Annotated in this window: 21 protein-coding genes; 12 read left to right on the forward strand and 9 right to left on the reverse strand. The window is 64.8% G+C overall.

Annotation, left to right across the window (positions count from 1 at the left end):
- The 5 genes from BCUN_RS07725 to BCUN_RS07745 all read left to right on the forward strand — a co-directional run.
- Nucleotides 1-390: IS3 family transposase (locus tag BCUN_RS07725; RefSeq protein ID WP_034258566.1), on the forward strand; the 390-nt coding region annotated here is incomplete at its 5' end.
- Nucleotides 391-617: 227 nt separating this feature from the next.
- The gene (locus tag BCUN_RS12630; RefSeq protein ID WP_051920937.1) at nt 618-1,343 is read left to right on the forward strand and encodes a TM2 domain-containing protein; all 726 of its coding nucleotides are present in this window, start codon (nt 618-620) and stop codon (nt 1,341-1,343) included.
- 1 nt (nt 1,344) lies between these two features.
- A complete protein-coding gene (locus BCUN_RS07735) occupies nt 1,345-2,427 on the forward strand; it encodes a lipoate--protein ligase family protein (protein WP_051920938.1) in 1,083 nt (360 codons plus the stop codon).
- A gap of 23 nt (nt 2,428-2,450) precedes the next feature.
- Entirely contained in the window at nt 2,451-3,161 is a 711-nt protein-coding gene (locus BCUN_RS07740) for a Crp/Fnr family transcriptional regulator (RefSeq protein WP_033518582.1), read from the forward strand.
- A gap of 200 nt (nt 3,162-3,361) precedes the next feature.
- A complete protein-coding gene (locus BCUN_RS07745; protein ID WP_033518578.1) occupies nt 3,362-5,602 on the forward strand; it encodes a transglycosylase domain-containing protein in 2,241 nt (746 codons plus the stop codon).
- Between the two features lie 284 nt (nt 5,603-5,886).
- On the opposite strand, the gene BCUN_RS07750 is transcribed toward BCUN_RS07745, so the two are convergent.
- Complete coding sequence (locus BCUN_RS07750) at nt 5,887-8,475, reverse strand: bifunctional lysylphosphatidylglycerol flippase/synthetase MprF (RefSeq protein ID WP_081895625.1); 2,589 nt, start codon at nt 8,473-8,475, stop codon at nt 5,887-5,889.
- A 222-nt stretch (nt 8,476-8,697) separates the two neighbouring features.
- Between BCUN_RS07750 and BCUN_RS07755 the strand changes: the two genes are divergently transcribed.
- The 5 genes from BCUN_RS07755 (at nt 8,698) to purD (ending at nt 15,962) form a co-directional block, all read left to right on the forward strand.
- Complete coding sequence (locus BCUN_RS07755; RefSeq protein WP_034258568.1) at nt 8,698-10,800, forward strand: LTA synthase family protein; 2,103 nt, start codon at nt 8,698-8,700, stop codon at nt 10,798-10,800.
- A 104-nt stretch (nt 10,801-10,904) separates the two neighbouring features.
- Complete coding sequence (locus BCUN_RS07760; protein ID WP_033516476.1) at nt 10,905-11,747, forward strand: alpha/beta fold hydrolase; 843 nt, start codon at nt 10,905-10,907, stop codon at nt 11,745-11,747.
- Between the two features lie 279 nt (nt 11,748-12,026).
- Nucleotides 12,027-13,577, forward strand: a complete 1,551-nt coding sequence (purF, locus tag BCUN_RS07765) for an amidophosphoribosyltransferase (RefSeq protein WP_033516474.1) — start codon at nt 12,027-12,029, stop codon at nt 13,575-13,577.
- Nucleotides 13,578-13,613: 36 nt separating this feature from the next.
- A complete protein-coding gene (purM, locus tag BCUN_RS07770; protein WP_033516473.1) occupies nt 13,614-14,648 on the forward strand; it encodes a phosphoribosylformylglycinamidine cyclo-ligase in 1,035 nt (344 codons plus the stop codon).
- A 45-nt stretch (nt 14,649-14,693) separates the two neighbouring features.
- Entirely contained in the window at nt 14,694-15,962 is a 1,269-nt protein-coding gene (purD, locus tag BCUN_RS07775; RefSeq protein ID WP_033516471.1) for a phosphoribosylamine--glycine ligase, read from the forward strand.
- A 130-nt stretch (nt 15,963-16,092) separates the two neighbouring features.
- Here the strand turns inward: purD and uriT are convergent, their stop codons facing one another.
- The 8 genes from uriT to BCUN_RS07815 form a co-directional block, all read right to left on the reverse strand.
- On the reverse strand, nt 16,093-17,526 hold the full coding sequence (gene uriT, locus BCUN_RS07780) for a uridine transporter UriT (protein WP_033516486.1): 1,434 nt from the start codon (nt 17,524-17,526) through the stop codon (nt 16,093-16,095).
- Nucleotides 17,527-17,637: 111 nt separating this feature from the next.
- Nucleotides 17,638-18,579, reverse strand: a complete 942-nt coding sequence (gene uriH, locus BCUN_RS07785; protein WP_033516469.1) for a uridine-preferring nucleoside hydrolase UriH — start codon at nt 18,577-18,579, stop codon at nt 17,638-17,640.
- 875 nt (nt 18,580-19,454) lie between these two features.
- Nucleotides 19,455-20,594: a hypothetical protein gene (locus BCUN_RS07790; protein WP_051920939.1), complete on the reverse strand. Its 1,140-nt coding sequence runs from the start codon at nt 20,592-20,594 to the stop codon at nt 19,455-19,457.
- Nucleotides 20,591-21,196 (reverse strand): ATP-binding cassette domain-containing protein, encoded by a 606-nt coding sequence (locus tag BCUN_RS07795; RefSeq protein WP_033516465.1) that lies wholly within the window; start codon nt 21,194-21,196, stop codon nt 20,591-20,593. The genes BCUN_RS07790 and BCUN_RS07795 overlap by 4 nt, the downstream gene beginning before the upstream one ends.
- Entirely contained in the window at nt 21,193-22,314 is a 1,122-nt protein-coding gene (locus BCUN_RS07800; protein WP_033516463.1) for a hypothetical protein, read from the reverse strand. Before BCUN_RS07800 ends, BCUN_RS07795 begins: the two co-directional genes overlap by 4 nt.
- Before the next feature lie 22 nt (nt 22,315-22,336).
- Complete coding sequence (locus tag BCUN_RS07805) at nt 22,337-23,020, reverse strand: hypothetical protein (protein ID WP_033516461.1); 684 nt, start codon at nt 23,018-23,020, stop codon at nt 22,337-22,339.
- A 53-nt stretch (nt 23,021-23,073) separates the two neighbouring features.
- Nucleotides 23,074-23,676 carry a hypothetical protein gene (locus tag BCUN_RS11545; RefSeq protein WP_051920940.1) on the reverse strand — a complete coding sequence of 201 codons (603 nt, stop codon included), beginning with the start codon at nt 23,674-23,676 and terminating at the stop codon, nt 23,074-23,076.
- A 121-nt stretch (nt 23,677-23,797) separates the two neighbouring features.
- Nucleotides 23,798-24,091, reverse strand: coding sequence for a hypothetical protein (locus BCUN_RS07815; RefSeq protein ID WP_051920941.1), 294 nt, complete (start codon nt 24,089-24,091; stop codon nt 23,798-23,800).
- 481 nt (nt 24,092-24,572) lie between these two features.
- Between BCUN_RS07815 and BCUN_RS07820 the strand changes: the two genes are divergently transcribed.
- Both BCUN_RS07820 and BCUN_RS07825 read left to right on the forward strand, forming a co-directional pair.
- On the forward strand, nt 24,573-25,220 hold the full coding sequence (locus BCUN_RS07820; RefSeq protein ID WP_152598123.1) for a response regulator transcription factor: 648 nt from the start codon (nt 24,573-24,575) through the stop codon (nt 25,218-25,220).
- Nucleotides 25,207-26,307 carry a sensor histidine kinase gene (locus BCUN_RS07825; RefSeq protein ID WP_152598122.1) on the forward strand — a complete coding sequence of 367 codons (1,101 nt, stop codon included), beginning with the start codon at nt 25,207-25,209 and terminating at the stop codon, nt 26,305-26,307. Before BCUN_RS07820 ends, BCUN_RS07825 begins: the two co-directional genes overlap by 14 nt.
- The last annotated feature ends 16 nt before the right edge of the window (nt 26,308-26,323 follow it).

Genomic DNA, 26,323 nt, shown 5'->3' on the forward strand with positions numbered 1-26,323 from the left:
TACAGCATCTCGCGTCACCCGGACTGGGCGCAACAGGCTGACTTGTTGGCCGGCCTGGCCGATGCGCTGCCGGCGGGCGCGGTGCCGTTGCTGCACAGTGACCAGGGCTGGCAGTACCAGCAGCCCGCCTGGGCGCGGGCGTGCGCGCGCATGGGCATCGTGCGCAGCATGTCACGCAAGGGCAACTGCTTGGACAACGCCGCGACCGAGCAGGTGTTCGGTCATCTCAAGGACGAGTTCTTCCGGGGTCGTCAATGGGCTGACTATGAGTCGTTCAAGCGTGACCTGGAGGGCTACATCCGTTACTGGAACTCGACACGCTGCCAGGCAGCGGTCGGGGGCATGAGCCCCGACCGCTATGAGCAGGCGTTACTGGCCCTGGCCGGGTAGGGCCGGGGCATGGTAGACTGAGCACCCACACCATGAGGGTGGGTGACACTCATTAACCCCGTCCAGAAAACGGGGGACAGTTCATTTTTCGTGATGTTTCTCACGGGAGTGGGAGTGGGAGTGGGGGTGGGGCATTGGGGGATGAAGAGGAACGGACGAAAGGTTTCCGGGGGCGCTTTCATTGGGTACAGTGGAGGAGGGAAACGTCGTCCACCAAAAGGAGAGCCATGAGCGACGAATACAACAACAACCCCTACGCCAACGATCCGCACGCCGAACCGGCCTCCGTGCCGCCGGCCGCACCCGCCGGGCAGGGAACCGATCCCTACGCGGCACCGGCACCCGCCTACGCGGCACCGACCGCGGCCTCCGAACCGGTGGAAGTCGTCACCGAACAGGAAACCGAGACCTACGCGGCGCCGGCCGCACCCTCCTATACCGAGGCGCCGGCTCCCTACGGCGCGAGCCCGACCTCCCCCTACGGCGCCGCGCCCGCCTACCAAGACGAGACGGCCCCCGGCACCTACGGGCAGCCGACCGACCCCTACGCGGCACCGCTGCCGCAGGATGCCTCGGGCACCCCCTACGGCCAGCCGGGCAACCCCTACGACGCCCCGTATGCGGCGCCCACGCAGCAGGGCGTCCCCGCCCAGGGCGCAGGGCTGCCGCTGCCCGCCGACTACCAGGTGCAGCCGCCGCACTACGTGCCGCGCAACAAGATCCTCGCCGGCCTGCTCGCCCTCTTCTTCGGCACCCTCGGCATCCACAACTTCTACCTGGGCTACACCGGCAAGGCCATCGCCCAGCTGCTGCTCACCGTCATCGGCTGGATCGTCCTCGTCGGCCCGCTCGTCTCCCTGGTGTGGTCCATCGTCGACGGCGTGCACATCCTCACCTCCGACTACGGCACCCCCGCCCACCGCGACGCGCGCGGCGTCGAACTCGTCGACTGACATGACCTCCGTCCGCACCGGCGAGGCCAAGGTTCCCGGCGGCAAGTTCGTGCGCGTCACCCTCACCGACCGTGCGCGCATCGACGGCGACTTCTTCCTCGAGGACGCCTCCGTGCTCGACGCCGCCGCGCGCGTCCTCGACGCCATGCCGCCCCTGGAGGGCGAGCCCGACGGGTGGTACGACGAGGCGGCGAGCCGGCTGCGGCCGGTGCTGGGGCGTGCGCTCGCCGGCGTCGACGCCGAGGCCGTCGCACTCGCCGCGGTGCGCGCCCTGGGCGCCACCGACGGCTTCGAGCGCCGTCGCCGTGCACGTGTCGGGCGGCTGCGGGCGGCAGCGGGCAACGCCGACGGCGCCGATGCACTGCCGGACGCGGAGGTCGCGCGACGCTGGCGGGCCTTGCGTCCGCGAGTCGTGCGCGACGTGCCGCGCGGTCCGGACGAACAGATGGCCGTCGACGACCGGTGGGCGGCCGAGGTCGCCGACGGCCGGCGGCCGTCGACCTTGCGCTTCTGGCAGTGGGCGGCGCCGGCCGTCGTCGTCGGCCGCTACCAGTCGATCCCCGACGAGGTCGACGTCGAGGCCGCCCAGCAACTGGGCTTCCAGGTCGTGCGCCGCTCCACCGGCGGCGGCGCCATGCTCGTCGTGCCCGAACTGACCATCACCTATTCGCTCTACGCGCCCGCCGGCTTCACGCAGGGCCTGGGCACTGCGGCCGCCTTCAGGCTGTGCGACGCGTGGCTGGTGGCGGCATTGCGCGATTGCGGCATCGACGCGCGCTTCTCGGGACTCAACGACATCGCCTCGCCGCGCGGCAAGATCGGGGGAGCGGCGGCGCGCAGGCTGCCCGGCGGCCTGCTGCACCACGTCACGCTCGCCTACGGATTCGACGCCACGCTGGGCGGCCGGCTGCTGCGCACGAGCGCGGAGAAGCTCTCCGACAAGGCGGTCAAGTCCGCCACCCGGCGTGTCGACCCGCTCGATGCGCAGGTCGCCCTCACGCGTACACAGGTCCTCGACGTGCTGGAACGCACGGCCGCGTCCTTCCCCGACAGCCCACCGGATACAATGGAATACCGTATTTGACGGAGTTGAAACCAGAGGTGACCATGGCGCCGAACGACGAAGCTGACGCGCGCAACCCGCTGCTGGACACGGCGCTGTTCAAGCAGGTGTCGCCGCAGCAGGCACAGGAGCTGCTGCCGCACATGCGCAGCATGACGCTGTCCAAGGGCGACGTCATCTTCCGCGAAGGCGACACCGACCACCGCATGTACGTCATCGAACGCGGGCAGGTCAAGCTCATCCGCCAGTCCGCCGACAACCGCGTGCAGCTGCTGAGCATCCACACGCGCGGCGAACTGCTCGGCGAGATCCCCGTCTTCGACCCCCATGGCGGCCCGCGCACCGCCTCCGCCGTCGTCATGGCCAACGACACGACCGTCGTCTGGCTCGACCACGACGACCTCTTCGCGTGGCTGGACCGCTACCCGCGTGTCGCCGTCGACATGCTGCAGGTGCTCGCCCACCGCATGCGCGCCAACAACGAGCGCATCGCCGACCTGGTGTTCATGGACGTGCCGGCACGCCTCGCGAAGATGCTGCTGAGCCTGGCGCAGCGCTTCGGCAGGCCCGTCGAACGCGGCCTCGAGGTGCCACACAACCTCACGCAGGAGGAGCTGGCGCAGCTGGTCGGCTCGTCGCGCGAGACGGTGAACAAGGCGCTCACCGACTTCGCCAACCGTGGATGGATCGCACGCGAGGGGCGCACAATCGTCATCTACGAACCGGGCAAGCTCATCCGCCGCTCGCAGCGGTAGACGGACGGCACGTCGGTCTGCGGGGCATGGGTGCCGCCCTCACCGTGGCAGCAGTCGACGGGACGCGGTCTGCGCGGCCCGGTCGGCGGCCGTCGGACACGCCGTTCCTGCAAGCCTCCTGCCTGTTCGCTGAAAGCTGCCTCAAATCTCCATGAAACCTACCCGCAAGGGCTGGTGCAAGGTAGGGCATGCGCCGTAGAATGGAACGCATGCCTAACAAGAAGAAACCCCTCACCGGAGTGCGCATCCTCGCGCTCGCGCTGGCGTTCGTCACGCTCTGCCTGGCCGGCGGCGTGGCGCTCAGCGGGCTTTTCCTGCCCGCGGTCATGGGCGCGAACAGCGTGGTCAAGGCCGTGACACCCTCCATGCAGGTGGAGGGCATCGACTTCGACGTGACCAGCCTGCCGCAGAAGTCGACCATGTACGCGAACGACGGCAAGACCGTCATCGCGGAATTCTACGCGCAGAACCGCGAGGTCGTTCCGCTCAAGGACATCTCCAAGCCGATGATGCAGGCCGTCGTGGCTCGCGAAGACAAGCGGTTCTGGGAGCATTCGGGCGTCGACGTCCAGGGCGTCATGCGCGCCTTCGTGCAGACCTACATGAAGAAGGGCGACCAGCAGGGCGGCTCCTCGCTGACCCAGCAGTACGTGAAGAACGTGCTCGCCACGAAGGCCCGCGAGAGCGACGACCCGATCGGCGAGTACCACGCCACCGAGGACACCATCGCGCGCAAGCTGCGCGAGATGCTCCTCAGCGTGCAGATGGAGAAGAAGTACTCCAAGTCGGAGATCCTGCAGGGATACCTCAACATCGCCCAGTTCGGCAGCAACTCGCTGTACGGCGTGCAGGCCGCCGCCGAACGCTACTTCAACACCACCGCGGACCAGCTCAACGTGGTCCAGGCGGCCACCATCGCGATGATCACGAAGAACCCCTCCCAGTACGACCCGTCCATCGAGGCGAACCAGGAGGAGGCGGAGAAGCAGCGCAACATCGTGCTCAAGCTCATGTACGACCAGAAGTTCATCACCAAGGCGGAGTACGAGGAAGCCGTCAACACGCCGCTGGTGGACACGCTGCACCTGACCGACGTCTCGCGCGGCTGCATGGCCGCGAAGTACAATGCCGGCTTCTTCTGCGACTACGTGGTGCACAAGATCGAGAACTCCCAGGAGTTCGGCAAGACCGCCGAGGAGCGCGAGAAGCTGCTCCAGGAAGGCGGCCTGAAGATCGTGACGACCTTCGACATGGACGCGAGCAACGCCATGATGGAGACGGCGAACGCCACCATCCCCGCGGATGACCCCAGCGGCATGGAGATCGTGATGGCCTCCGTCAAGCCCGGCACCGGCGAGGTGCTCGGCTTCGGCATCAACCGCACCTATGACGCGACCGACGCCGCGGCCTCCGACCAGACCAAGTCCTCCATGAACTACGCCGTCGACCAGGTGGACGGCGGCGGCCAGGGCTTCCCGATCGGCTCCTCGTGGAAGCCGATCAACCTGGTGGCGTGGATGCAGCAGGGCCGCTCGATCAACGAGAGCCTCGTGGCGCCCACCGACTTCCTGACCAGCCGCTTCAGCTGCAACGGCTACACCGGCGGCAGCGACAACTGGCACGTGACCAACGCGCTGACCAACGGCACGGTGAGCCCGGAGAGCCCCTTCCTGGGCCTCGTCCACTCGCACAACACGACGATGGCGGCCATGGGCGCGCAGATCGGCCTGTGCGCGGTGGCGGACGCGGCGAAGGCCGTCGGCTACCACAACTCGAAGATCGGCCAGGAGGACGTCTACAGCGACATCTCCATGCACCCGGCGCTGCTCATCGGCGGCACCACCTCGGTGTCCCCGCTGACCATGGCGAACGTGTACGCGACATACGCGGCCAACGGAGTGGAGTGCACGCCTATCGCGCTGAAGTCCGTGGAGAACTCGGACGGCGAGCAGCTCGAGGTGCCGAAGGCCAACTGCCACCAGGCGGTGGACAAGGACATCATCCAGACCCTCGCCTACACGCTCAACCAGGGTGTGACGCGTTCCGACGGCGCCGCCAGTGCCGCGCAGCTGGCGAACAACCGCAAGACCTTCGCGAAGACCGGTACCAACGAGAACATGTACGTGACGACGGGCGGCTTCATCCCCAACCAGATCGCCACCTTCGTGCTCGTCGGCGACGTGCAGGACCCGATGAACCACCCGATTGAGAACATCGCGATCAACGGCAACTACCACGGCTACTGGGACGGCTCCACGATCGCGGCCCCCGCCTTCAGCAAGGCGGTGAGCGCGTACGCGGAGAAGAAGAACCTGCCGATGGACAACGACTACGGGCAGGCGGTCGACAAGTACATGAAGACCTCCAACACCGTGACCGGCACAGGCACGACCACGCAGCAGCAGTCTGGTACGAATATGCAGACGCAGTCGCAGCACTGACACACTGCGTGTGGGGTCTCATGCCCCCTCCTCTGGGAAACCTCTCGTTTTTCCGTGGCTTTTCTCGGGGATCCGGAAAATTAAAGCGGGCACCCGGACGAGGGCGATTCCCAACTTAAAGCGGGCACCGGGTCGAAGAACTTTTCAGTTCTTCGACCCGGTGCCCGCTTTAAGTTGGGATTCGCCCTCGTCCGGGTGCCCGCTTTAATCTCGGAAAGCATCCGGACCCGGTGCCCGCTTTAATTTCGGAACCCTGAGAACAGTCACGGAAAAACGAGAGGTTTCTATTTGGCCGGCTTCTTCGGCTTGAAGTCCTTGAGCATGCCCAGGGCCTGCTTGACGGTGAGGGTCGGCAGGTAGGCACGCACGATGGCGAGACCGATGTTCGCCAGCATCGCCGAGTCGGGGTAGCTGATGAACACGGGACGCTCGGACGGCTGGAACTTCATCTTGAAGTTGTACAGCGACTTGAAGCCGTAGGCCGGTTCGAGCAGGTCGGCGACCAGGGCGAGCGCATGCTGCAGCATGGTGGTGCCGTCGATGTTCGAGTCGTCGTCGCTGCGTGCATCCGTGTAGCTGTCCAGACCCGTCAAGGGGGCGGCGGACAGGCTCACGTACTCGACCTGCTGGTCGGGATGCTCCACGCCCCAGTCGTGCATGCGCTGCGCCATGCGGGCGATCAGGAATTCCATGATGCCGTTGTAGCTGCCCTCGCGATAGCGCATGAAGTCGAGCGTGTAGCCGATGATGCGTCCGTCGCGCCAGGTGGGCAGCCAGCTGGTGACGCCCTGCACCGTGCCGTCGGCGTCGATCGCGAGCAGGATCGGTACGCGCGGGTCCTTGAGCTCCTCCACGCCGCCGAGGGTGAACTTCATCTCCGGCAGCGCCTTGCCTTCGCTCCACTGTTCGGAGATCTCCTCGATCTGGCGTTGCACGTCCTCGGACGCCTCGGCATAGGTGGTGAACTCGTCGGTGATGCCCTCACGCTTCGCCTTGTTGATGGCGGTGCGGATGTCCTGCCACTTCTTGCCGGTGGTCTTCCACGCCTGCGGGTCGATGAGCATCTCCTCGCCGACCATGATCGAATGCCACCCCTGCTGCCTGAGGTAGTCATGCTGCTTTTCGTGGATGGCATAGAAGACCGGCGACCACGAATGGTTGCCGCAGTACCGGGCGAACTCGTCGAGGTCTCCCATCCACTCCTCGGGGTCACCGAAGGGGCCGGTCGTGGTCAGCGCGATGCGGTTGAGCACCCGGTATGCCACGGCGGAGCGGCCGGTGGGGGAGAGCCAGTACTCGTTGCCCTCCCAGGTGGCCATCATGCTCATCGACTCGCCGCCCTGCTCCACCAGTGCGTCGGCAGTGTCGTGGGCCTTCTTGTCATAGTCGATCGAGGCGTTGAGCCACGCGAAGGACACCACCACGAGGACCGCCCAGAACACGACGCCCACACCCTGCGAAACCAGCGACGCCAAGGCGGTGACGGGCATGAAGGCCATGCGGGTGTTCGTCAGGAAGCCGACGGGCAGGAACCGACTGGGCAGCTCCGCCAGCAAGGTCCCCAGTCCGGGGCGGGGACTGAAGTCGGACGGCCTCACCAGGCCGAAGACGAGGTAGACGGCGGCGCAGGCCACCAGCGTGCAGCACATCACCACCAAGCTGGTGCGCAGGGTGCGCGTCTTGGTGCGGATCTGGAAATGCGACAGCTCCACCCACAGGACGATCGCATAGGCCAGGGGGATGAGCGCATTGATCAGGCACGACAGCAACCCGTGCACGGTCCAGGCGGATCCGCCGTCGGTCGGCATGAACCGGTAATAGGACAGGGTGATCACCGCGGACATGGCATAGAACACGATGCTGGCGATCGCGGCGGTGCGCCGTCCCAGGTAGACGCCCCACGCCAGGGCGATCATCACCAGCAGCGGCAGGAAGGAGCGCGCCACGTCGCCGGGCATGGACACCCGCGCCAGCGCATATTCGCGCAGGCAGCCGACCGTCGCCTCGCCATGCATGCAGGAAGCCAGCTTGGCCGAGTCGTTGGAGTGCGGGCTGAGCACCCATGCCAGCGACGTCAGCGGGCCGGCGGCCGTGCGCGACGTGGCGGCCACGACCGGGCCCAGGGCCAGGACCATGCCGATGGCGCCCATGATGCGCCGCACTTCACGCGACGAACTGCGCTGCCAGTGCCAACGCTCGCGTTCCCGCGGCGCGCCGGCCATCAGCCGTCCGAGCAGCTGGCCGATCAGAGCGGCCGCCAGCATGCAGTAGTCGCCGGGATTGCCGCCGTAAAGCAGTACGACGAGGATGGCCGCATACCCCACGATGCGCACGCGCCGCCGCCACAGCTGGTAGGCGAAGGCGGTGGAGGCCATCAGCGCGCCGATGACCAGCATGACCGGGCTGAGCGTGAAGCCGATGTGGTAGATGAGCTGGACGTCGCCGAGCAGCGAACTCAACCCCATGCACAGCAGCAGGCCGAGGAAGACGCCAAGCACGGCGCTGGCCACGCTCGCGATCACGGTACGCCACGCGCCCATGAGCGGTTCGGCCATGCACAGCACCACCAGCACCAGCACGGCTTCCACGACCAGCTGGAACAGGTTATGCGTGAGGACCAGGGAGGACAACAGGCGTCCCAGGTCGAAGGCGCCGAGCGTCGTGGCCAGCGCCTGGTATGGGGCTGCCTTGTGCTGGACGGCATACCACAGCCACCAGCACAGGTTGACCACCACCAGGCCGAACGTGACCCACAGTGCGAACCGCTGTTCGTGCGCCCACCGGCGCAGGTCGGCAAGCAACTGCGCACCCACGCCGCCCGTGGCGGTGCGGGACGACTTGTCCCTGCCGGGAGTGGATTGTGTTGCGCTCATCGTCAAACTCCTCGGTTTCCTCTCCGTGAACATATGCGGAAAGCATGCGCCCTCTGCATGCGCATACCGCAGGCACCGCTTTTCGTACGCGTGCCGCGCCTGCGGGATCGCCTTCCGCACTGTCCCCATGGTAGCCCATCGTTCCCGTGCGGTTGTCAGCTGAGGGGAGGAAAATGGCACTGTTGCATTTTGCGTATTTCCCGACCATGGAGCATGGCAAGCATGAGCGATGACCAATCCGTTCCCACCCCACACGCGGACCAGCACGTCGAGGAACTGTACATCCGCACCCTCGAACCCGAGGAGGCCCGTGACAGGAAGTGCACCCGCCGACCGTGGCCATGGTGGGCGTACGCCATCGCCTTCATCCTCGTGGACATCCTCGCACTGGCCATCCTGCAGCAGGGGGTGACGCAAACCTCCACCCGCATCCAGCTGTCGAGCTCGCTCGACAGCCTGTGGACGATGGTCGAGAAGATGGGCCAGGGCAACTTCGTGTTCCTGCTCAACATCGTCATCATCGCCATCATCTACGTCATCCTGCTCATGGCCACCAACCGGTTCTGGATCGCCTCGGGCATCCTGCTCACCGTCGCCACGGGCATCGCCGCGGCGGAACACCTCAAGATCAGTGCACGCTACGAGGTCATCCTGCCGAGCGACCTGAACTTCCTGGGCAGCAACACGGGCGACATCATGAGCTTCCTGCCCGACGGCGCGCCGCTCGTCATCGGCGCGGCCGCAGCGGTGATCGTCGTCTCCGTCGCGGTGTGCGCGGTGTGCTCGCACTTCGACGGCCGCCACGGCGCCATGGTATGGCATGCCCCCAGGCCGCTCGGCGCGGCCATCCGCGTCATCGGCGTGCTCGTGCCGGCGCTCCTGCTCGGCGGATACACCATGAGCGTGGGCACCGTGGACTCGTGGGGATACCAGGTCTCCCGCGGCATGGGGGACATTCCCTCGATGTGGGATTCGGTCTATGACGCCCAACGCAACGGCCCGCTGGTGTCCTTCCTGCGCCAGCTGGACCCCAAGATCATGGAGCAGCCGGAAGGATACGGCAAGGAGAAGATGGACGAGGTCGCCGCACGCTACGCCAAGGCCGCCGCGTCCATCAACGAGGACCGCGACCATACGCTCACCGACAGCACCGTGATCTACGTCCTGTCCGAGTCCTTCTCCGACCCCACGCGCGTGCCCGGCGTCGAACTCAACAAGGATCCCATGCCTTTCATCCGCCAGCTCAAGGGGGAGACGACCTCCGGCCTCATGCTGTCCTCGGGCTACGGCGGCGGCACCGCGAACCTCGAGTACATGGGACTGACGGGCCTGAGCATGGTCAACTTCGACGAGTCGCTGACCAGTCCCTACCAGCAGGTGCTGCCCACCGCCTGCTGGACGCCGAGCGTGAACCAGCTGTGGGGCTCGCCGGAGCATTCCATCGGGCTGCACCCCTACGAACCGAGCATGTACTCGCGCGAGACGAACTACGAGAAGCTCGGCTTCTCGCACTTCTACGCGCTCGAAGGCAAGGACATCATCTCGCATCAGGACAAGATCGACGACTCGCCCTACGTCTCCGACGAGGCGACCTACGAAAGCACCCTCGAGGAGGTGCGCAAGAGCGAGGACAGCCAGTTCCTGCAGGTGATCACCATGCAGAACCACATGCCCTACAACGACTGGTACGCCGACAATGACTTCGAGGTGACCGACTCCTCCGACTCGACCGCAGCGATGACCGACACGGAGAAGGAATCCCTGCGCACCTACGCCAAGGGCATGGAACTGACCGACGAGGCGACCAAGGAGTTCCTCGAGCAGCTCGACGGCATCGACAAGCCCGTGACGGTGGTGTTCTACGGCGACCACCTGCCCGGCATCTACACGACCGCCGGCGCCGACTCGTCGAACTCGCTCGCCCTGCACCTGACCGACTACTTCATCTGGTCGAACAAGGCGAGCGAAAAGAACGGCGTGAGCAACACGACGGACGACTCGAACGTCTACTCGTCGCCCAACTTCTTCATTGCGCAGGCCGCCGACCAGATGCACGCCAAGGTGTCCCCGTACCTGGCCTTCCTGACCGAACTGCACACGCGCATCGCCGCCATGGAGCCGCCGGTGGTGAACACCATCCAGGGCTGGGACCGCATCCCCGAAGGCCAGCCCATCTACCTGGACGCCGACGGCCAGCCGATGAGCGAAGCGGACATGGACGCCGAGACCAGGCAGATGCTCGAGGACTACAAGCTCATCCAATACGACATCGTGGCCGGCGACAACTACCTCAAGGAGACGGATTTCATGACGCTGCCCGACTGACGGCTGTTTCCCCACCGTGAACATGGGCCGCGGCCCGTGCCGTCCCCGCCGAAGATGGAGGGGCGGCGCGGGCTGCGGCGCGTATGGCATAGGGAAGGTGAGACATGTTCTTCGACTACGGTGACCTGAGGCTGCACTACGAGACCTTCGGCGAGGGCGAACCGATGCTCATGGTCCATGGGATGGGCTGCGACCTGCGTCTCATGACCGACTGCATGGAGCCCGTCTTCGCGTCCTTGGGGGAGAGGGCCTCCTGGCGTCGTGTCTACATGGACCTGCCGGGCATGGGACGGTCGAACGCGCCCCTGGACTTCGCCAGCGCCGATCGTGTCCTCGAGGCGCTTCTCGCCTTCGCCGACGCCGAGGCAGGCAAGCGGTTCGCCCTGGTGGGGGAGTCCTACGGCGGCTACCTGTCCCGTGGCATCCTTGCCAAGAGGCCCGATGCCGTGACCGGCCTCATGCTCATCTGCCCGGTGGTCAAGCCGGACCGGTTCGAGCGCGACCTGCCCGGGCAGGTCGCCCGCTTCGACGACCCGACCTACCTGGATTCGCTCACCCCGCAGGACCGGCAACGCTTCACGGACGCCTTCGTCATCGCCGACGCACGCACCCACCGCCGCTACATCGACGCCCTGCGCAATGGCGTGGAACGCGCCGACCGAGCCTTCCTGCACGCGTTATCCCAGCACTACGCACTGTCCTTCGACGTGGATGCCGCCATCGCCGCTGCCGGTTTCGACCGTCCTTCGCTGATCGTGGCGGGCCACCAGGACCACACGGTGGGCTTCCACGATGCGATGCGTCTGCTGGACGCCTATCCGCGTGCCACCTTCGCCCTGCTGGACGAGGCCGGGCACAACGCCCAGATCGAGCGTGATGCCCTCTTTGGCGCCCTGGCGCGCGACTGGCTGCAGCGGATGGCCGGACCGCTTGCCTCCCGCCCGTAGCGCCGGGTTTCCTGTGTGGTGGGGCCCTCTTAGGAATCTCTCGTTTTCCCGTGATATTTCTAAGCGGGCCCCACCACACAGGAACCGATCCCCGTACCACATCGTGGGCCTCGGATGCCCACATCATGGCTGGTCCATCATGTGAACCGGCTCCTTGCGGCCGAATGACCGGAATACCACGCCATCGGCACGGTACGGCGACTTGGTGATGTAGTCGCCGCTTGCTACTGTTTATCCCGTAGCGAATCCCTCGGTCTTCTATCCGGAAGGAGCTTCGGCTTGTCTGCTGAACTCGAAGAGATCCACGAAGAATGCGGCATTTTCGGCGTCTGGGGACATCCCGACGCAGCCCGCCTCACCTATTTCGGACTGCACGCCCTGCAACACCGCGGCCAGGAAGGCGCAGGCATCGTATCCAACGACCACGGCCACCTCATCGGCCACCGCGGATTGGGGCTGCTCACCCAGGTCTTCTCCGACGAGAAGGACATCGCCAAGCTCACCGGCGAACACGCCATCGGCCACGTGCGCTACGCCACGGCCGGCTCCGGCGGCATCGACAACATTCAGCCTTTCGTCTTCCGCTTCCATGACGGCGACATGGCCCTGTGCCACAACGGCAACCTCACCAACTGCCCGTCCCTGCGCCGTGCTCTGGAGGACGAGGGTGCCATCTTCCACTCGAATTCGGACACCGAGGTGCTCATGCACCTCATCCGCCGCTCCGTGCGCACCGGCATCATCGACAAGCTCCAGGAGGCGCTCAACACGGTGCACGGTGGCTTCGCCTACCTCATCATGACCGAGCACGAGATGATCGGTGCACTCGACCCCAACGGATTCCGCCCGCTGTCGCTGGGCCGCATGAAGAACGGCGCCTACGTGCTCGCCTCCGAGACCTGCGCGCTCGACGTGGTGGGCGCTGAACGCATCCGCGACATCCAGCCCGGCGAGATGATCGTGATCGACGACTCCGGCTACCGCGCCCTCACCTACACGAGCAACACCCAGCTGTCCATCTGCTCGATGGAATACATCTACTTCGCCCGCCCCGACTCCGACATCTACGGCGTGAACGTACACTCAGCCCGCAAGCGCATGGGCGCCAAGCTCGCCGAGGAATCCCCCGTCGAAGCGGACATGGTCATCGGTGTGCCCAATTCGTCGCTGTCCGCCGCCTCCGGCTACGCCGAGGCAGCCGGCCTGCCCAACGAGATGGGCCTGATCAAGAACCAGTACGTGGCCCGCACCTTCATCCAGCCCACGCAGGAACTGCGCGAACAGGGCGTGCGCATGAAGCTCTCCGCCGTCAAGAGCGTCGTCAAGGGCAAGCGCGTCATCGTCATCGACGACTCCATCGTGCGCGGCACCACCTCCAAGCGCATCGTCACCCTCCTCAAGGAGGCCGGCGCCGCCGAGGTGCACATGCGCATCAGCTCGCCGCCGCTGAAATACCCCTGCTTCTACGGCATCGACATCTCCACCACGCAGGAGCTCATCGCCGCCAAGAAGTCGGTGGAGGAGATCCGCGAGTTCATCGGCGCCGACTCCCTGGCCTTCCTGTCCGTCGACGGCCTCATCGACTCCATCGGACTGAACGCCGACGCCCCCTACGGCGGCTTGTGCGTGGCGTACTTCAACGGCGACTACCCAACCGCGCTGGACGACTACGAGCAGGACTTCCTCGACTCGCTCACCCCGGACGACCGCGTGAGCCTGCCCGGCTACGACGGCCGTGAGACGATGTACGAAGGCACCCAGTTCGTGCACCATCCCCACGGACAGCACGCCGGCACCGCCCCCACCGAGTATTGCATCGCCAACGAATAAGCCACCAGCACCACCCAACCCCAGGAAAGGTCAACCATGCCCCAAAGCTATGAGAACGCCGGCGTCAGCGTCGAGGCGGGATACGAGGTCGTCAGGCGCATCAAGTCGCATGTCGCACGCACCAACCGCCCCGGGGTCGTCTCCGGCATCGGCGGGTTCGGCGGCCTCTTCGACCTCGCGTCACTGAACTACCGCGAACCCGTGCTCATCTCCGGCACCGACGGCGTGGGCACCAAGCTCGTCATCGCCAAGCTCATGGACAAGCACGACACCATCGGCGTCGACTGCGTGGCCATGTGCGTCAACGACGTCGTCGCCCAAGGCGCCCAGCCGCTCTTCTTCCTCGACTACATCGCCTGCGGCAAGAACGAGCCGGCGGTGCTCGAGCAGGTCGTCGCCGGCGTGGCCGACGGCTGCGTGCAGGCAGGCGCCGCGCTCATCGGCGGCGAGACCGCGGAGATGCCGGGCATGTACGACGCGGACGAGTACGACCTCGCCGGCTTCACCGTCGGCTGCGCGGAACGCTCCGCGATTGTCGACGGCTCGGCCATCGCCGAGGGCGACGTGCTCATCGGCCTGCCGTCCACCGGCGTGCACTCCAACGGCTTCTCCCTGGTGCGCAAGGCGCTCTTCGAGCAGGCCGGCTACGACGTGCACACGCGCCTGCCCGAGCTCGGCGACCGCGAGCTGGGCGACGTGCTGCTCACCCCCACCAAGATCTACGTGAACGCGCTCATGCCGCTCTTCGAGGTGGGCATCGTGCACGGCGTCGCGCACATCACTGGCGGCGGCTTCATCGAGAACGTGCCGCGCATGCTGCCCGACGGCCTGGCGGCGCGCATCGAGCTCGACTCTTGGCCCGAACCGGCGATCTTCGACGTGATTGAGCGAGCCGGCGACATCGACCACCTGGAGATGTACAACATCTTCAACATGGGTATCGGCATGGTCGTGGCCGTCCCCGCCGACCGCGCGGACGAGGCGATGAACCTGCTCGACCATGCCGGTGAGCTCGGCTACCGCATCGGCGGCGTCGTGGCCAAGACGGACGAGGACGTGGAACTGCGCTAGGGTTCCCCTATTTTTCACCATCCGAGTGAAAGGACAACAAGAGAGATGAAGGTTCTGGTCATCGGGTCAGGCGCGCGCGAGCATGCCATCGCCCATACGCTGCTGCGCGGCGGCAGCGTGGACGAGGTCATCGTGGCCCCCGGCAATCCCGGCATGGAGCTCGACGAGGGCATCCGCACCATGCAGCTCAACCCCTCCAACCAGGCGGCGCTCATCGACTTCGCGCGCAACAACGACATTGACTGGGTCTTCGTGGGCCCCGAGGTGCCGCTCATCGAGGGCATCGTCGACGCCTTCGCCGACGCCGGCATCCCCGCCTTCGGCCCCGGCAAGGCGGCCGCGCAGATCGAGGGGTCCAAGGACTTCGCCAAGAGGCTCATGGACCGCTATGGCATCCCCACCGCCGCCTACCGCACCTTCGAGGAGTTCGAGCCGGCCGTGGCCTACGTGCGCGGGCACGGCACGCCGATCGTGGTCAAGGCCGACGGCCTGGCCGCCGGCAAGGGCGTGACCGTGGCCATGGACGAGGACAGCGCCCTGGCCGCCCTGCACGACATCTTCGTGGACCACCGCTTCGGAAGCGCCGGCGCACGCGTGGTGATCGAGGACTTCCTCGAGGGTCAGGAGTTCTCCCTCATGAGCTTCGTGAACGGCACCGAGTTCTGGTCCATGCCCATCAGCCAGGACCACAAGCGCGCCTACGACAACGACGAAGGCCCCAATACCGGCGGCATGGGTGCCTACAGCCCCGTTCCGCAGATTGGCGACGACGTGGTGGATCAGGCCATCGCAACCATTATCAAGCCTACCGTCGAGGCCATGGCCGCCGAGGGGACGCCATTCACCGGCATCCTCTACGCCGGCCTCATCGCCACCGCGGACGGCCCGAAGGTCATCGAGTTCAACGCCCGCTTCGGTGATCCGGAGACCGAGGTCGTGCTGCCCAAGCTCACCAGCGACCTGGGTGCCGCCGTCAAGGCGATCCTGGACGGCCGGACGCCCGAGTTCACCTGGGACGAGGAGGGCGCCACCCTCGGCGTGGTCCTGGCCTCCGACGGCTACCCGGGTGACGTGGTCAAGGGCGCGAGGATCCCCGAGATCGAGACCGGCCCCGACGCCCACGTGTTCTATGCGGGCGTGAAGAAGGACGAGGACGGCAACCTGGTGGCCGACTCGGGCCGCGTGCTCCTCGTGGAGGCCAACGCCCCGAGCATCGCCGACGCGCAGGAGAAGGTCTACGCGATCCTCGACAACGTGAACACCGACGGCATGTTCTACCGCCACGACATCGGTGCCAAGGCCCTCATGGGCTGAATGACGCGCGTTGCACACAATGCGCCACTTTGCGTTGTGCGCGACATGACCTTGGGTCAAACGTTTGAAACGACGAAAAACGTCGCACACAAATGCGGAGTGGTCCCGTTGTGTGCGACGTTTTTCGTCGTCAGTCTTCGAGCGTCTCGGGGTTGGGGATGAGGAAGGACAGCGCCAGGGCGAGCGCCGTGAGCACGGCACAGCCGATCATGGCGGAGGCGTACCCCATGGCGGGGCCGGCGGAGGCGGTGAAGGCGTTCATCACCACGGAGAGGATGGCGAAGCTCAGGCCTGCGCCCAGGTTGAACATGGAGGCGTTCATGCCGGGCAGGTAGCCGGGGTTGTCCTTCGGGGAGAGCACGATGCCCAGGCCGTTGAGCATGATGTTCACGGTGCCGGCGTAGGTGATGCCCAGGATCATGGACAGTACGAGCGCGGCCCACACGGACGGCTTGAAGGCCAGATAGATGCCGAAGAGCACGCCGACTGCGGTGAGCAGCAGGCCGCAGCGCAGCACCTTGCGGTAGCCGAACTTGCTGGCGAGCATGCCGGCGACCGGACCGAACACGAGGCCGAGCAGGGCGTAGGGGGTCAGGGTGCAGAAGGAGACGGTGGACGCGGACAGTCCGACGCCGTTCTCGGAGTCCTGCGCGAGTTGCGGCACGATGCCGTTCATGATGGCGAAGACGCCGGTCATGGCCACGAGCGTGGTGAGCAGTAGGCCCCAGGTACGGCGCTGCTTCATGTAGTGCGTGGAGACCAGCGGGTTCTTCTTGTGCTTCTCCACCTGCCAGAACAGGACGAAGAAGACGATGGCGACGACGGCGAGGATGGCGACCATGATCCAGTTGGCGTCGGCCAGCTTCTGCACTTCGTTGGTGACCAGGTAGGCGGCCAGGAAGGCGATGCCGAGGCAGAGCACGCCGAGCCAATCCATCTTCGGCGTCTCGTCGGCGGTGCTTTCGTCGGTGAAGAAGGACACGGCGACCATGCCGACGATGGCGATGCCGGCCATGACCCAGAACACGGAACGGAAACCGAAGGAGCCGGCGAGCCAGCCGCCCAGGAGGGCGTCGAGGCCGGCGATGCCGCCGTTGACGGAGGTGAGGATGGCCATGAGCTTGGCGTACTTGGCGTCCTCGGTGACGCGCACGTGCAGGATGATGAGGCACAGTGGCACCATCGGGCCGGAGGCGCCCTGCAGGATGCGGCCGATCATGAGGACGGTGATGTTCGGTGCGAGCGCGGAGACGATGCAGCCCGCGGCCGTGGCGAGCAGCATGCCGATGAGCGTCTTCTTGCGGCCTGCGAGGTCGGCCAGGCGGGGCAGGAAGAGCGAGAAGAGGGCGGCGGCGGTGAAGAACACCGTCTGGCTGAGGTTCACCTGCGTGTCGGTGGTGTTCAGCTGCTTCGCCATGGTCGCCAGGGCCGGCGAGAGCATGGAGGCGTTGAGCTGGAAGGCGAAGATGGCGACGAGGAGCGCGAACATGAGCGCCACGATGGATTTGCCGCCTTTGTCGAGCATCCGGTCCTTATCGGGCTTCGGTTGGATTGTCGACGACATGGTCATTCATCTCTTTTCTTTCCTGAAGGGGTTGTTCCGCAGGCGGGCGGCTTCCTCGCCGCCTGCCTGCGGGTGATGGCCGGCTGTGCCGGCGATGGATGGGGATGGGCGTCAGCCGAGACGGCGGATGGCGTCGGTGATGAGGTCCCAGAACTTCTGGTGGTCGAGCTTGACGGCCACCTGGGTGTGGCATTCCTTCTCGCTCGGCTCGGGGCCGCGCAGGTCGGCCACGGTCATGCCGAGTGTGAGTTCGCCGCGGATCTCCACGTCGAGCGGGCAGCGGCGGGTGGTCATGACGGTCGGGTCGATCAGGTAGGCGACGGTGCAGGGGTCATGGACCGGTGGGTCGACGAAGTCCTGGTTGGCTTGGTAGGACTTGCGGAAGTAGTCCATGAGGCCGGAGACGAAGGTCGCCAGCGGCGTACCGACAGATTCGACCTGCTTCTGCGCGGCGGGCGTGCACAGTGCCTGGTGGGTCAGGTCGAGGCCGACCATGGTCAGCGGCCAGGGTTCGTTGAAGACGATGTGGGCGGCGTCGGGGTCGACCTTGATGTTGAATTCGGCGACCGCGCTCCAGTTGCCCACGTGGTAGCCGCCGCCCATGAGGACGACTTCCTTGACGCGGTCGACGATGCGCGGCTCCAGGCGCGCGGCCATGGCGATGTTGGTCAGCGGACCGGTGGGCACGAGCGTGATGGTCTGCGGCTCGTTGCTCATGATCGTGTCGATGATCCAGTTGACCGCATGCTCCTGCTCGAGCGGACGGGTCGGCTCGGGCAGTTCGACGCCGTCGAGGCCGGTCTCGCCGTGGATGGAGGCGGCGACTTCCTGCTCGCGGATGAGCGGACGGTCGCAGCCCGCGTAGACGGGAACGTCGTCGGCGCCGGCCTTGCGCAGCACGGCGCGGGCGTTGTAGGTGACCTTCTCGAGGCTCTGGTTGCCGCCGACGGTGGTGACGCCCAGGAGGTCGATCTCGGGGTTGCCGAGGGCGAGGAGGATTGCAACGGCGTCGTCATGGCCGGGGTCGCAATCGAGGATGATCTTCTTGCTCATGCTGCTCTCCTTTGAACGCACGACAGTCTTTTGGGAAGCCGTCGTTGGCTGCCGAGTGAAGGGAAGACCGAGGTGCTAAATCGTTTTAACAACTTCATGATAGCGCCTGTCTAACCATTTTCCTCACGGTAAAAACAGGCATCGTGTATCAACGTGCATGGTGCCTGTTTACTCTGAGGAGAGAAGCGATGTCATTCCTGCACTGTGCAGGGACTGGAGCGGTATGTCCGAATGGTCTTGGCGCCGATGCTCGAAAACAGCTCGTCATGCAATCCTGACTGGGTGCATGCCAGGCCAGCCGGCCGCTAGCTGCTCCGGGCGCATGGCAGTGCACGCGACCACCACTGCGACTGCCCCAGCCGGCCGCCTGCATATCCGGACCCGTGTCCGCATGTGCCACGACCCGTCCGATGTGCCGTACTTGGCCTTCGTGCGACTCATGCCGTGCCCGCTGCCTATCGGACGGAGACACCATGGAGCGGATCGGTGGCCCGCGCTGTTTTCCGGTATCGGAACGATCCGTTTGCCCGATCGGCGCATCCGGCAGCCCAGATGCACCCGACCGAAGGTGCGCAGGAGGCGGGTGGATTCGTCCGGGTTGTGGCAGGAGTCCGTAAGGATTCGTCGTAGAGAGGGGCCTGGGCGACGGATGCTTACGGGGGCGGGCAGGTTCCCGTAAGCATTCGTCGTAGAGAGGGGCTTGGGCGGCGAATTCTTACGGGGACCGGGCGAGTTCCCGTAAGAATTCGCCGTAGGGTTCTCTCGTTTTTCGTGATGTTTCCAAAGAAAACTTGCATTGACTGGTTTCCGTGTCCGGTTGGGGCAGCAGGAACCGTGCCTGTTTTGCTCCCGAAGCCAGTCAGTGCAAGTCCGCCCTAGCTCCTGTCCTTGAAATAGCGGAAAAGATTGCGCTCGCGGACGGCGAGGATGGCAACTGCGGTGCCGACCAACGCACCACAGGCGGCGGCAAGCAGTGGCCTCGCTGCCAGGTCCACGATCTGCCCGGCATCGAAGCCCGGCCAATCCCACCACGCGAAGGCGAGCAGGGGCAGGCACAGCGCCAGCGCCGCCACGGTCCAGCTGCAGGTTTCCATCAGCGATTGCAGCATCAGTGCCGTCTTCGGCACGCCGCAGTGCAGCGCTGACGCCAGCTCGAGACGGCGCAGGCGGATCGCCACGAAGCCCAGTGCCAGGCCGCCGACTGCCGCCAGGGGCGTCATGACGGTGGTGGCGCGATGTTCGAACAGGGCGGTCGCGTCGAGTTCGGCACCCAGCTTGGTGTTGAACTGGCGTACGCGCGGCTGGTCGTTCGGATCGGTCCCCACGTCGCCCACGCTGACCAGGGCCAGCGACTCCATGGACTGCGGCACCGGCCACGCCTTGACGATGCACTGGTCGAAGGTGCCTTCGACGGGCACCGGCTCCACCAGCGCGTAGGCGGTGGTGCCGCTGCGGCCGTCGTCGGGGGACTCGTAGACGCCGGCGATGCGCACGTTGCCGCCGTCCAGGAGCGCCTCGAGCGAGCCGGTTGCCGCGCCGCTGGTGTCGGCGGCCTGCCGGGAGAGCCACACGCCGTCGAACTCATCGGCCGCCAGACTGCGCGTCGTGGCGGAGTCGCCGGAGACCAGGGCGCGCAGCGCGCCGGGAGTCGCCTCCAGCGTCGGCAGGGCAGTGGAAGGGATGCGCGCCAGCGTGAGGCGTGCGTCGGCCGTGCGCAGGGCGCCGGCAGCCTGCACGCCGTCCAGTCCGGCCAGTGACTCGCAGCTGCGCGCGTCGATGCGCCCCGCCGCATCGACGACATAGGTGGAGGCACCGGCGCTGACGAACTCGTCGATCTGTCGCTGGATACCCCGCAGCTGCAGCAGTTCCGCGCCCGCACAGCCCACCATCACGACCGCCAGCAGCAGCGCATAGAGCGCCGCGTGCGTGGTGCCGCTGGCGATGTTGCGCGCGGCCTCGTCGAAGGCGCCGCGCAGACGCATCATGGGATGCTTCCTGTCGTCCTGTCCGCTCATTGGTAGTCCCTCAGGTCGATGACGTCGGTGCAGGCGTCGCGCGTGTTCGGGTCGTGCGTGGCGACGACCACGATCGCGCCCGCCACGCTCAGCGCGTGCAGGTGTTCGTTGACGCCGGCCGCGGTATGCAGGTCCAGCTGGGCGGTGGGTTCGTCCACGAGCAGCAGCCCGGCCTGCGAGGCGACGCCGCGCGCCAGCATGAGCCGCTGCGCCTCGCCACCGGACAGTTCTCGGAACTGCCGTTCGGCACGCTCCTCCAGGCCGAACATCGCCAGCAGCTCCCGCGCATGCCGCGCTGCGGCCGTGCGCGTCTCGCCGCGTGCGACGAAGGGGAGCGCCACATGGTCAATCGCCATACGCCGCGCCACGCCGTGCGGGTTCTGCTGCACCCAGTGCACGCGTCCGCAGTCCTCGCGCTCCACCGTCCCCTCGGTCGGCGTGACCCAGCCGGCGATGATGGACAGCAGCGTCGACTTGCCCGAACCGCTCGGCCCGACCAGCGCGTAGACGTGCCGCGGCTCGAGCGTGCCGTCCAGGTGCGAGAACAGCATGCCCGAGCCGAAGGAGTGGCCCACGTCCTTCAGGTGCACTGCCGCGCTCATCGGCATGCCTTCGTCGTGGCCGGCGGCACGTCCACGCTGCCGATCGGCTGCGCGGACGTGACCATGGTGCGCCCCAGCTGCGAGGCGACGATATCCACCGGCGTCGGCGTGCCGGCCACGCTCAGGCAGCCCGTGCCGGAGGCGACGTCGTAGAGTGCGGCCGGCGGGACGAAGGTCACCTGCAGGGGCTCCTTGAGCGTCCACTGGTAGGTCACGTCCACGGTGCCGTCGGCGGCGGGCTGTGCAGCGCCGGTGCCCGACTGCTGGGTGTCGCTCATGGCCGCGGCGTATTCGCTGCTGGCGGCCACGGCGTTCAGGAAGGCGCGGTCGGTCATGTCGACGGTGTCCTGGGCGATGTCGAAGGTCTGGCCGGCCACGGTCAGGGAGCGCAGTCCGGCGGCGGGCTGGTCCGAGCGGGCGTCGGTGGTGCGGATGATGGTCGCGCCGGTGAGCAGGGGAGCCGTGGCCACCACGTCCGTGGCGGCGTCGACGTGCATGCCGGTGCGGGCGGGGCAACCGGCGACGGTCACGGTACGCGCCGGCAGCCACATGAGCATCTGCGGGGTGACGCTCCAGCCGTTGTCCGCGGTGGGCTTGACGGAGCCGACCTGTTCGGCGAGCGCATTGAACGCCTCCACGGACTGCCAGGAGAAGGTGTCCGAGTCGGGGGCGTCATAGCCCAGGGTGCGCAGTTCGGCGTGCAGGGCGGCCACGTCGGCGCCCTGCACGCCGCTGGTCAGGGCGCGGTAGAGAGGCGTGTTCGTGTGCAGGGACAGGACGGGCGTGTCGTCCACGGCGAGCATGGATGTGCCCGACTCCACGGTTGCCCCGACGGCGCAGTCGTAGGCGGTGAGCGTGCCTTCCGCCGGCGATCGCAACGTGGCGTCGTCGCCCTGCGTGACGCGCACGGTCACTGCGCGCCGGTCGTCATAGGTGCCGGACTCAGTGGCGATTGTGCCGCCCTGCGCGGTGGAGGACAAGTCGCGCGGCGTGGTGATGCGCACTGCCAGCAGCGTGGCCGCTGCGCCTACGGCCAGGGCGAGGACGACGAGCAGGACGACGATGGAGGTGGCTACGCCGGGCCGGTCATCGGTGGCGGTGCGTGTGCGTTTGTGCATGGGGTCCCCTTCGGTGGTGGCGTCAGCTGTTGGGGTCGGCGTTGCAGGCCCAGTAGGCGGGGGATTGCTCGGCGTCGTAGTCGTCGCGGGTTTCGTCGAAGTACTTGCCGAAGATCTTCGCGTCGGTCTGTGGGTCGCTGACGATGTCCTTGTATTGGTCGGCGGTCATGTTCCTGTCTGCGATGCCGTGGCGTTTGAGGCATTCCACGAGGGGAGTGACGGTGTCTTGGTCGGAGTCATAACCATTGAGATTGTGAAGCAGTTCGATATAGTCAAAGGCTGTTTGTGCTTGACAATATTCAGTGTTCTTGGTGATTTGTTCCCAATCGGTATTCGGGTACCTGTCTTGCCGTTCTCCGTTGGTACCTTCGTATGTGATCGTATACCCGAAATTCGCCATGCAGTCGCTGTATCGTTCACGAGCTTGGTCGAATTCCGCATCGGTAATTTGTTCGTCAATGAGCATTTTGCGTGCTATGTCATTGGTTGTGCTGTCCCACGCCTTCTGATAAGTGATGGAATTGGCGCCGGTGAAGGTGACATTGTCCTTGTCGAAGGTCACGGGAGCGGCGGTTTCGGACTGACCGCAGCCGGCGGCAAGGAGCAGGAGGACTGCGGCCGTTGCTGCAAGACAGGTATGTGTATGCTGGTGCGCCATGTGAAGTCCCTTCTCGTTGTTCCCCACGGCGATGTGGTCATGTTCCATGGTACCGGTTCGTCGGATGCGTGGATGGCCGGAACCGGAATGTGGACTTTCGGCTAGCTGTTGGGGTCGGCGTTGCATGCCCAGTAGGCGGGGGATTGCTCGGCGTCGTAGTCGTCGCGGGTTTCGTCGAAGTACTTGCCGAAATGCTCTTGATCAGATGTGGGGTCCATTACGATCTGCTTGTAATCGTCAGCAGTGAGGGATTGTTCAGCGAGTCCATGTCGTTTCAAACATTCCACCAACGCGGGGACTGTGTCATCGGATGAGTCAGAGCTCATTCGCGCCATTTGGAACAAATAATCGATATCGTCGAAACTGGTCTCTGTACCGCAGCGGGCCATATCCCGGCGCATCCGGGCGGAATCCTGATGTGGTGCTTGGACCGTGTAATCCGTGAGGTGGTCTCCTTCGAAAACCTGATAGTTATCTTTTGCCAGGCACTCTCGGTAAAGTTGGAGGCCTTGTTCATATTCTGCTTCTGTGATGGAGCCATCGATAAGGATGCGGCGTGCAGCGTCTGATTGGGCTTTCTGGTACGCCTCTTCATATTGAAGCGCGTAGCCACCGCTAAACGAGACATTGTTCTGATCGAAGGGTTTTGATTCGGATGAAACTCCACAAGCGCTGCTTGCCCCTATTAGGACAATCAACGCCATGGCAGATATTGTTCTTTTCATGATTTGGCCCATATCCATGTATATGGGGTGGCTACTGCCAATAATTGTAATTGGATGGTAACCACCCTGATGTTGCTCGATGCTGCTGTGAAGAACCGGATTAGCGCCAGAGCGCATAGAAGTTCTTCAAGGGCAGTCCCTGGCGGTCTGCCTGGGACTTATGGTAGAGGGGTGCCCAATTGCCCCTCTTGGTCTGGAGCGCGCCGCTGGGAGTAGTCACTTCCAGCACGTGCTGTGATTGCCACGGGCTTGTAGTGGACTGGGAGTAGGTCTCTGTGTAATGACCTTTTCCATACACCGGAATGGTAGTTGCATGTGCAACACCGGTGAATCCGAACAAGGTCACGGCTGCTGCCAACACGGCAATGCCCTTTCCTGCTTTTCGTTTGAGCATGGTTGTTCTCCTTTATTGAAAGACCACGTCGATGTGGTCTGGGATGAGTATGGCAGATGGTTTTCTGCCATGCAATGTGTTGTAAAAAACTGCGTAAAGATCCGAAGTGGACTCCGCTCAGTGCTTGAACAGGTCACAGAGCCACTTGGGCATGGGCGCTGGGCAGTCCCATACCCGACAAGTTGGATCCATAATGGTTACCTGGTCGATGTCGGTGGCCGCCAGAGGGGTGAGGCAAAGCAGGACGGACATGAGTGCATTGACGAAAGGCATGATGGTTCTCCTTCGATATCGATACCGATGGGACCGCACCAGTGTCCCACGGATGTTGCATTCGACGGCAATCGTCGTAAAGATCCATGTAAAAAATGGTCATTGAAGTCCGTCATGCGGCCTATTGCTGCCGATTGGTCTTGTCGTTGCTATCATTGTCCCGATAGGGAGAAGGAACAATGCATTGGTCGTTTTTAAGGAGGGAAAGTTGGGTAATACGACGATTGCCTTTCTGGACAACGATGCCTTGGTCTTGGCTGCCTTGCGCCAATGGATGATCGGTTGCCGGGACTGTGAGGTGCTGTGGATGGAGACGTCCCCGTCGAAGGCACTCCACAAATGCCTGTACGAGGATCCGCCGCAAGTCATGGTCGTGGATATGGCTTTGGGGACGACCACCGGTGTGGACTTCTGCCGTACGCTGCGTGCCTCAAGCGAACGAATGTCGATTCTTGGCATGACCGCCAATGCGTTGGATTGGTATCGCAACGATTTGGCGGCCGCAGGCGCACAGGGCCTTCTTTCAAAAACGTCCTTGCCCAAGGAACTTCCCCGTCACTTGCCGCTTCTGAAGGACGGTCGCAGTACTGATTCTGCAATCTTCCCGGATGTGGCAGGCGCACATGCCGCTCTCGTGGATGACACAAGTAAGCATTCGATTGGCGCAGTGTTGACTCCCCGGGAATCCCAAGCGCTGCGCCTGTATGGGAAGTTCGGTTCCACGCAGCGGATTGCCCAGGAGATGGATGTCACGCAATCCACGGTAGGGGTACTGATGCATCGGGTGATGCGCAAATTGGGAGTGCATAAGCGTGATGACGCCCTACGGAAGGCACGCCGGTATGAACTGCTGTGATACGGAGGCATGGAAACGCCGTGAAAAGTCGATACCACGACGTTTGCTGCTGGCGCTTGGGGCGGTGTGGCTGTTCTCGTTGCTTGCGGAAATGATGCTCATGGGCCTGACTTCCTCGAGCGCAAGTTGGGTCATGGCTGCGGTCGAGATCTGCGCAGCGGCTCTTCTGGTATGGAAACTTCCTGTCGGCATAGTGGTTGTGTTGGTTGTCTGGTGTGTTGGATATGTCCTCCCCGTGACCCTGCCGGGAGTGTTCGTCTACCTCGGGCTGTTCGCCATGAGTGTGCTGGGATACGTCTCCTTGCCCATGGCCTTGGTGGCGTCTTTGATTTTTGTCTTCGCGGAGTGCGGTATGACGTTCCTTCCGACGTTTGGTGCGCCACAACTGTCATGGCCATCCATCCTGATGTTGAACATCACGTTGGTGGGATGCTCCGTCATCGGCTTCATTGTGCGTAAGGTGCTGGAACGGGCACGGAAGACCACAAGGCAGCAGTCCCAGGCACAACGAACGGAAGTGTCCTCGGAATTGCATGATGGGGTGTGCAACGATCTTGCCTATGCCTTGATGCTCATGGATGAAGATCCTGCAAGCAGCCATGCGAAACGCGCAGTGCGCAAAGCCCTTGAATCGGCTCACTCCAGTCTGCGGTTGCTGCAGCAGGAAGCGGACGCTCCGACCGTTGGCGGAAGAACAACCTCCTTTTCGCTGGGGCGGCTGGTGCGCGAGAATTCCAATCGGATGGCTGCCATTGGTCTGGCAGGCACCGTGGTGATATCTCCGGAGATCGAGACGGTGCAAGTGACTGGTGCAATCAAACTACTGATGGAAGGATTCGTACGAGAACTGTTCGGCAACCTGGCCAAGTACGCGGACCATGCCCATCCTTACACGCTTCTGATCGGGACGAGCAGCCACGATCTCCATATTTCCCTGACCGACATACCGGCCGCCGATCCGCCATACCGCAGCACGGGATCGGGATTGCGCGACTACAAGGAAAGAATCGAACAGCTGGGCGGCAGTTTTGCCGTCGACGACACCGAGGGGATGTGGACCTTGGATGTTTCCATACCTTGTGAATGAAGGATCAGGCTGCCTG

The sequence above is a fragment of the Bifidobacterium cuniculi genome, assembly GCF_000741575.1.
Classification (GTDB): domain Bacteria; phylum Actinomycetota; class Actinomycetes; order Actinomycetales; family Bifidobacteriaceae; genus Bifidobacterium; species Bifidobacterium cuniculi.

What these genes read in the sequence shown, in the direction of transcription:
- BCUN_RS12630 (WP_051920937.1), top strand. Translation starts at nt 618, where the DNA reads ATGAGCGACGAATACAACAACAACCCCTACGCCAACGATCCGCACGCC.
- BCUN_RS07735 (WP_051920938.1), top strand. Translation starts at nt 1,345, where the DNA reads ATGACCTCCGTCCGCACCGGCGAGGCCAAGGTTCCCGGCGGCAAGTTC.
- BCUN_RS07740 (WP_033518582.1), top strand. Translation starts at nt 2,451, where the DNA reads ATGGCGCCGAACGACGAAGCTGACGCGCGCAACCCGCTGCTGGACACG.
- BCUN_RS07745 (WP_033518578.1), top strand. Translation starts at nt 3,362, where the DNA reads ATGGAACGCATGCCTAACAAGAAGAAACCCCTCACCGGAGTGCGCATC.
- BCUN_RS07750 (WP_081895625.1), bottom strand. Translation starts at nt 8,475, where the DNA reads ATGAGCGCAACACAATCCACTCCCGGCAGGGACAAGTCGTCCCGCACC.
- BCUN_RS07755 (WP_034258568.1), top strand. Translation starts at nt 8,698, where the DNA reads ATGAGCGATGACCAATCCGTTCCCACCCCACACGCGGACCAGCACGTC.
- BCUN_RS07760 (WP_033516476.1), top strand. Translation starts at nt 10,905, where the DNA reads ATGTTCTTCGACTACGGTGACCTGAGGCTGCACTACGAGACCTTCGGC.
- purM (WP_033516473.1), top strand. Translation starts at nt 13,614, where the DNA reads ATGCCCCAAAGCTATGAGAACGCCGGCGTCAGCGTCGAGGCGGGATAC.
- purD (WP_033516471.1), top strand. Translation starts at nt 14,694, where the DNA reads ATGAAGGTTCTGGTCATCGGGTCAGGCGCGCGCGAGCATGCCATCGCC.
- uriT (WP_033516486.1), bottom strand. Translation starts at nt 17,526, where the DNA reads ATGTCGTCGACAATCCAACCGAAGCCCGATAAGGACCGGATGCTCGAC.
- uriH (WP_033516469.1), bottom strand. Translation starts at nt 18,579, where the DNA reads ATGAGCAAGAAGATCATCCTCGATTGCGACCCCGGCCATGACGACGCC.
- BCUN_RS07790 (WP_051920939.1), bottom strand. Translation starts at nt 20,594, where the DNA reads ATGAGCGGACAGGACGACAGGAAGCATCCCATGATGCGTCTGCGCGGC.
- BCUN_RS07795 (WP_033516465.1), bottom strand. Translation starts at nt 21,196, where the DNA reads ATGAGCGCGGCAGTGCACCTGAAGGACGTGGGCCACTCCTTCGGCTCG.
- BCUN_RS07800 (WP_033516463.1), bottom strand. Translation starts at nt 22,314, where the DNA reads ATGCACAAACGCACACGCACCGCCACCGATGACCGGCCCGGCGTAGCC.
- BCUN_RS07805 (WP_033516461.1), bottom strand. Translation starts at nt 23,020, where the DNA reads ATGGAACATGACCACATCGCCGTGGGGAACAACGAGAAGGGACTTCAC.
- BCUN_RS11545 (WP_051920940.1), bottom strand. Translation starts at nt 23,676, where the DNA reads ATGGCGTTGATTGTCCTAATAGGGGCAAGCAGCGCTTGTGGAGTTTCA.
- BCUN_RS07815 (WP_051920941.1), bottom strand. Translation starts at nt 24,091, where the DNA reads ATGCTCAAACGAAAAGCAGGAAAGGGCATTGCCGTGTTGGCAGCAGCC.
- BCUN_RS07825 (WP_152598122.1), top strand. Translation starts at nt 25,207, where the DNA reads ATGAACTGCTGTGATACGGAGGCATGGAAACGCCGTGAAAAGTCGATA.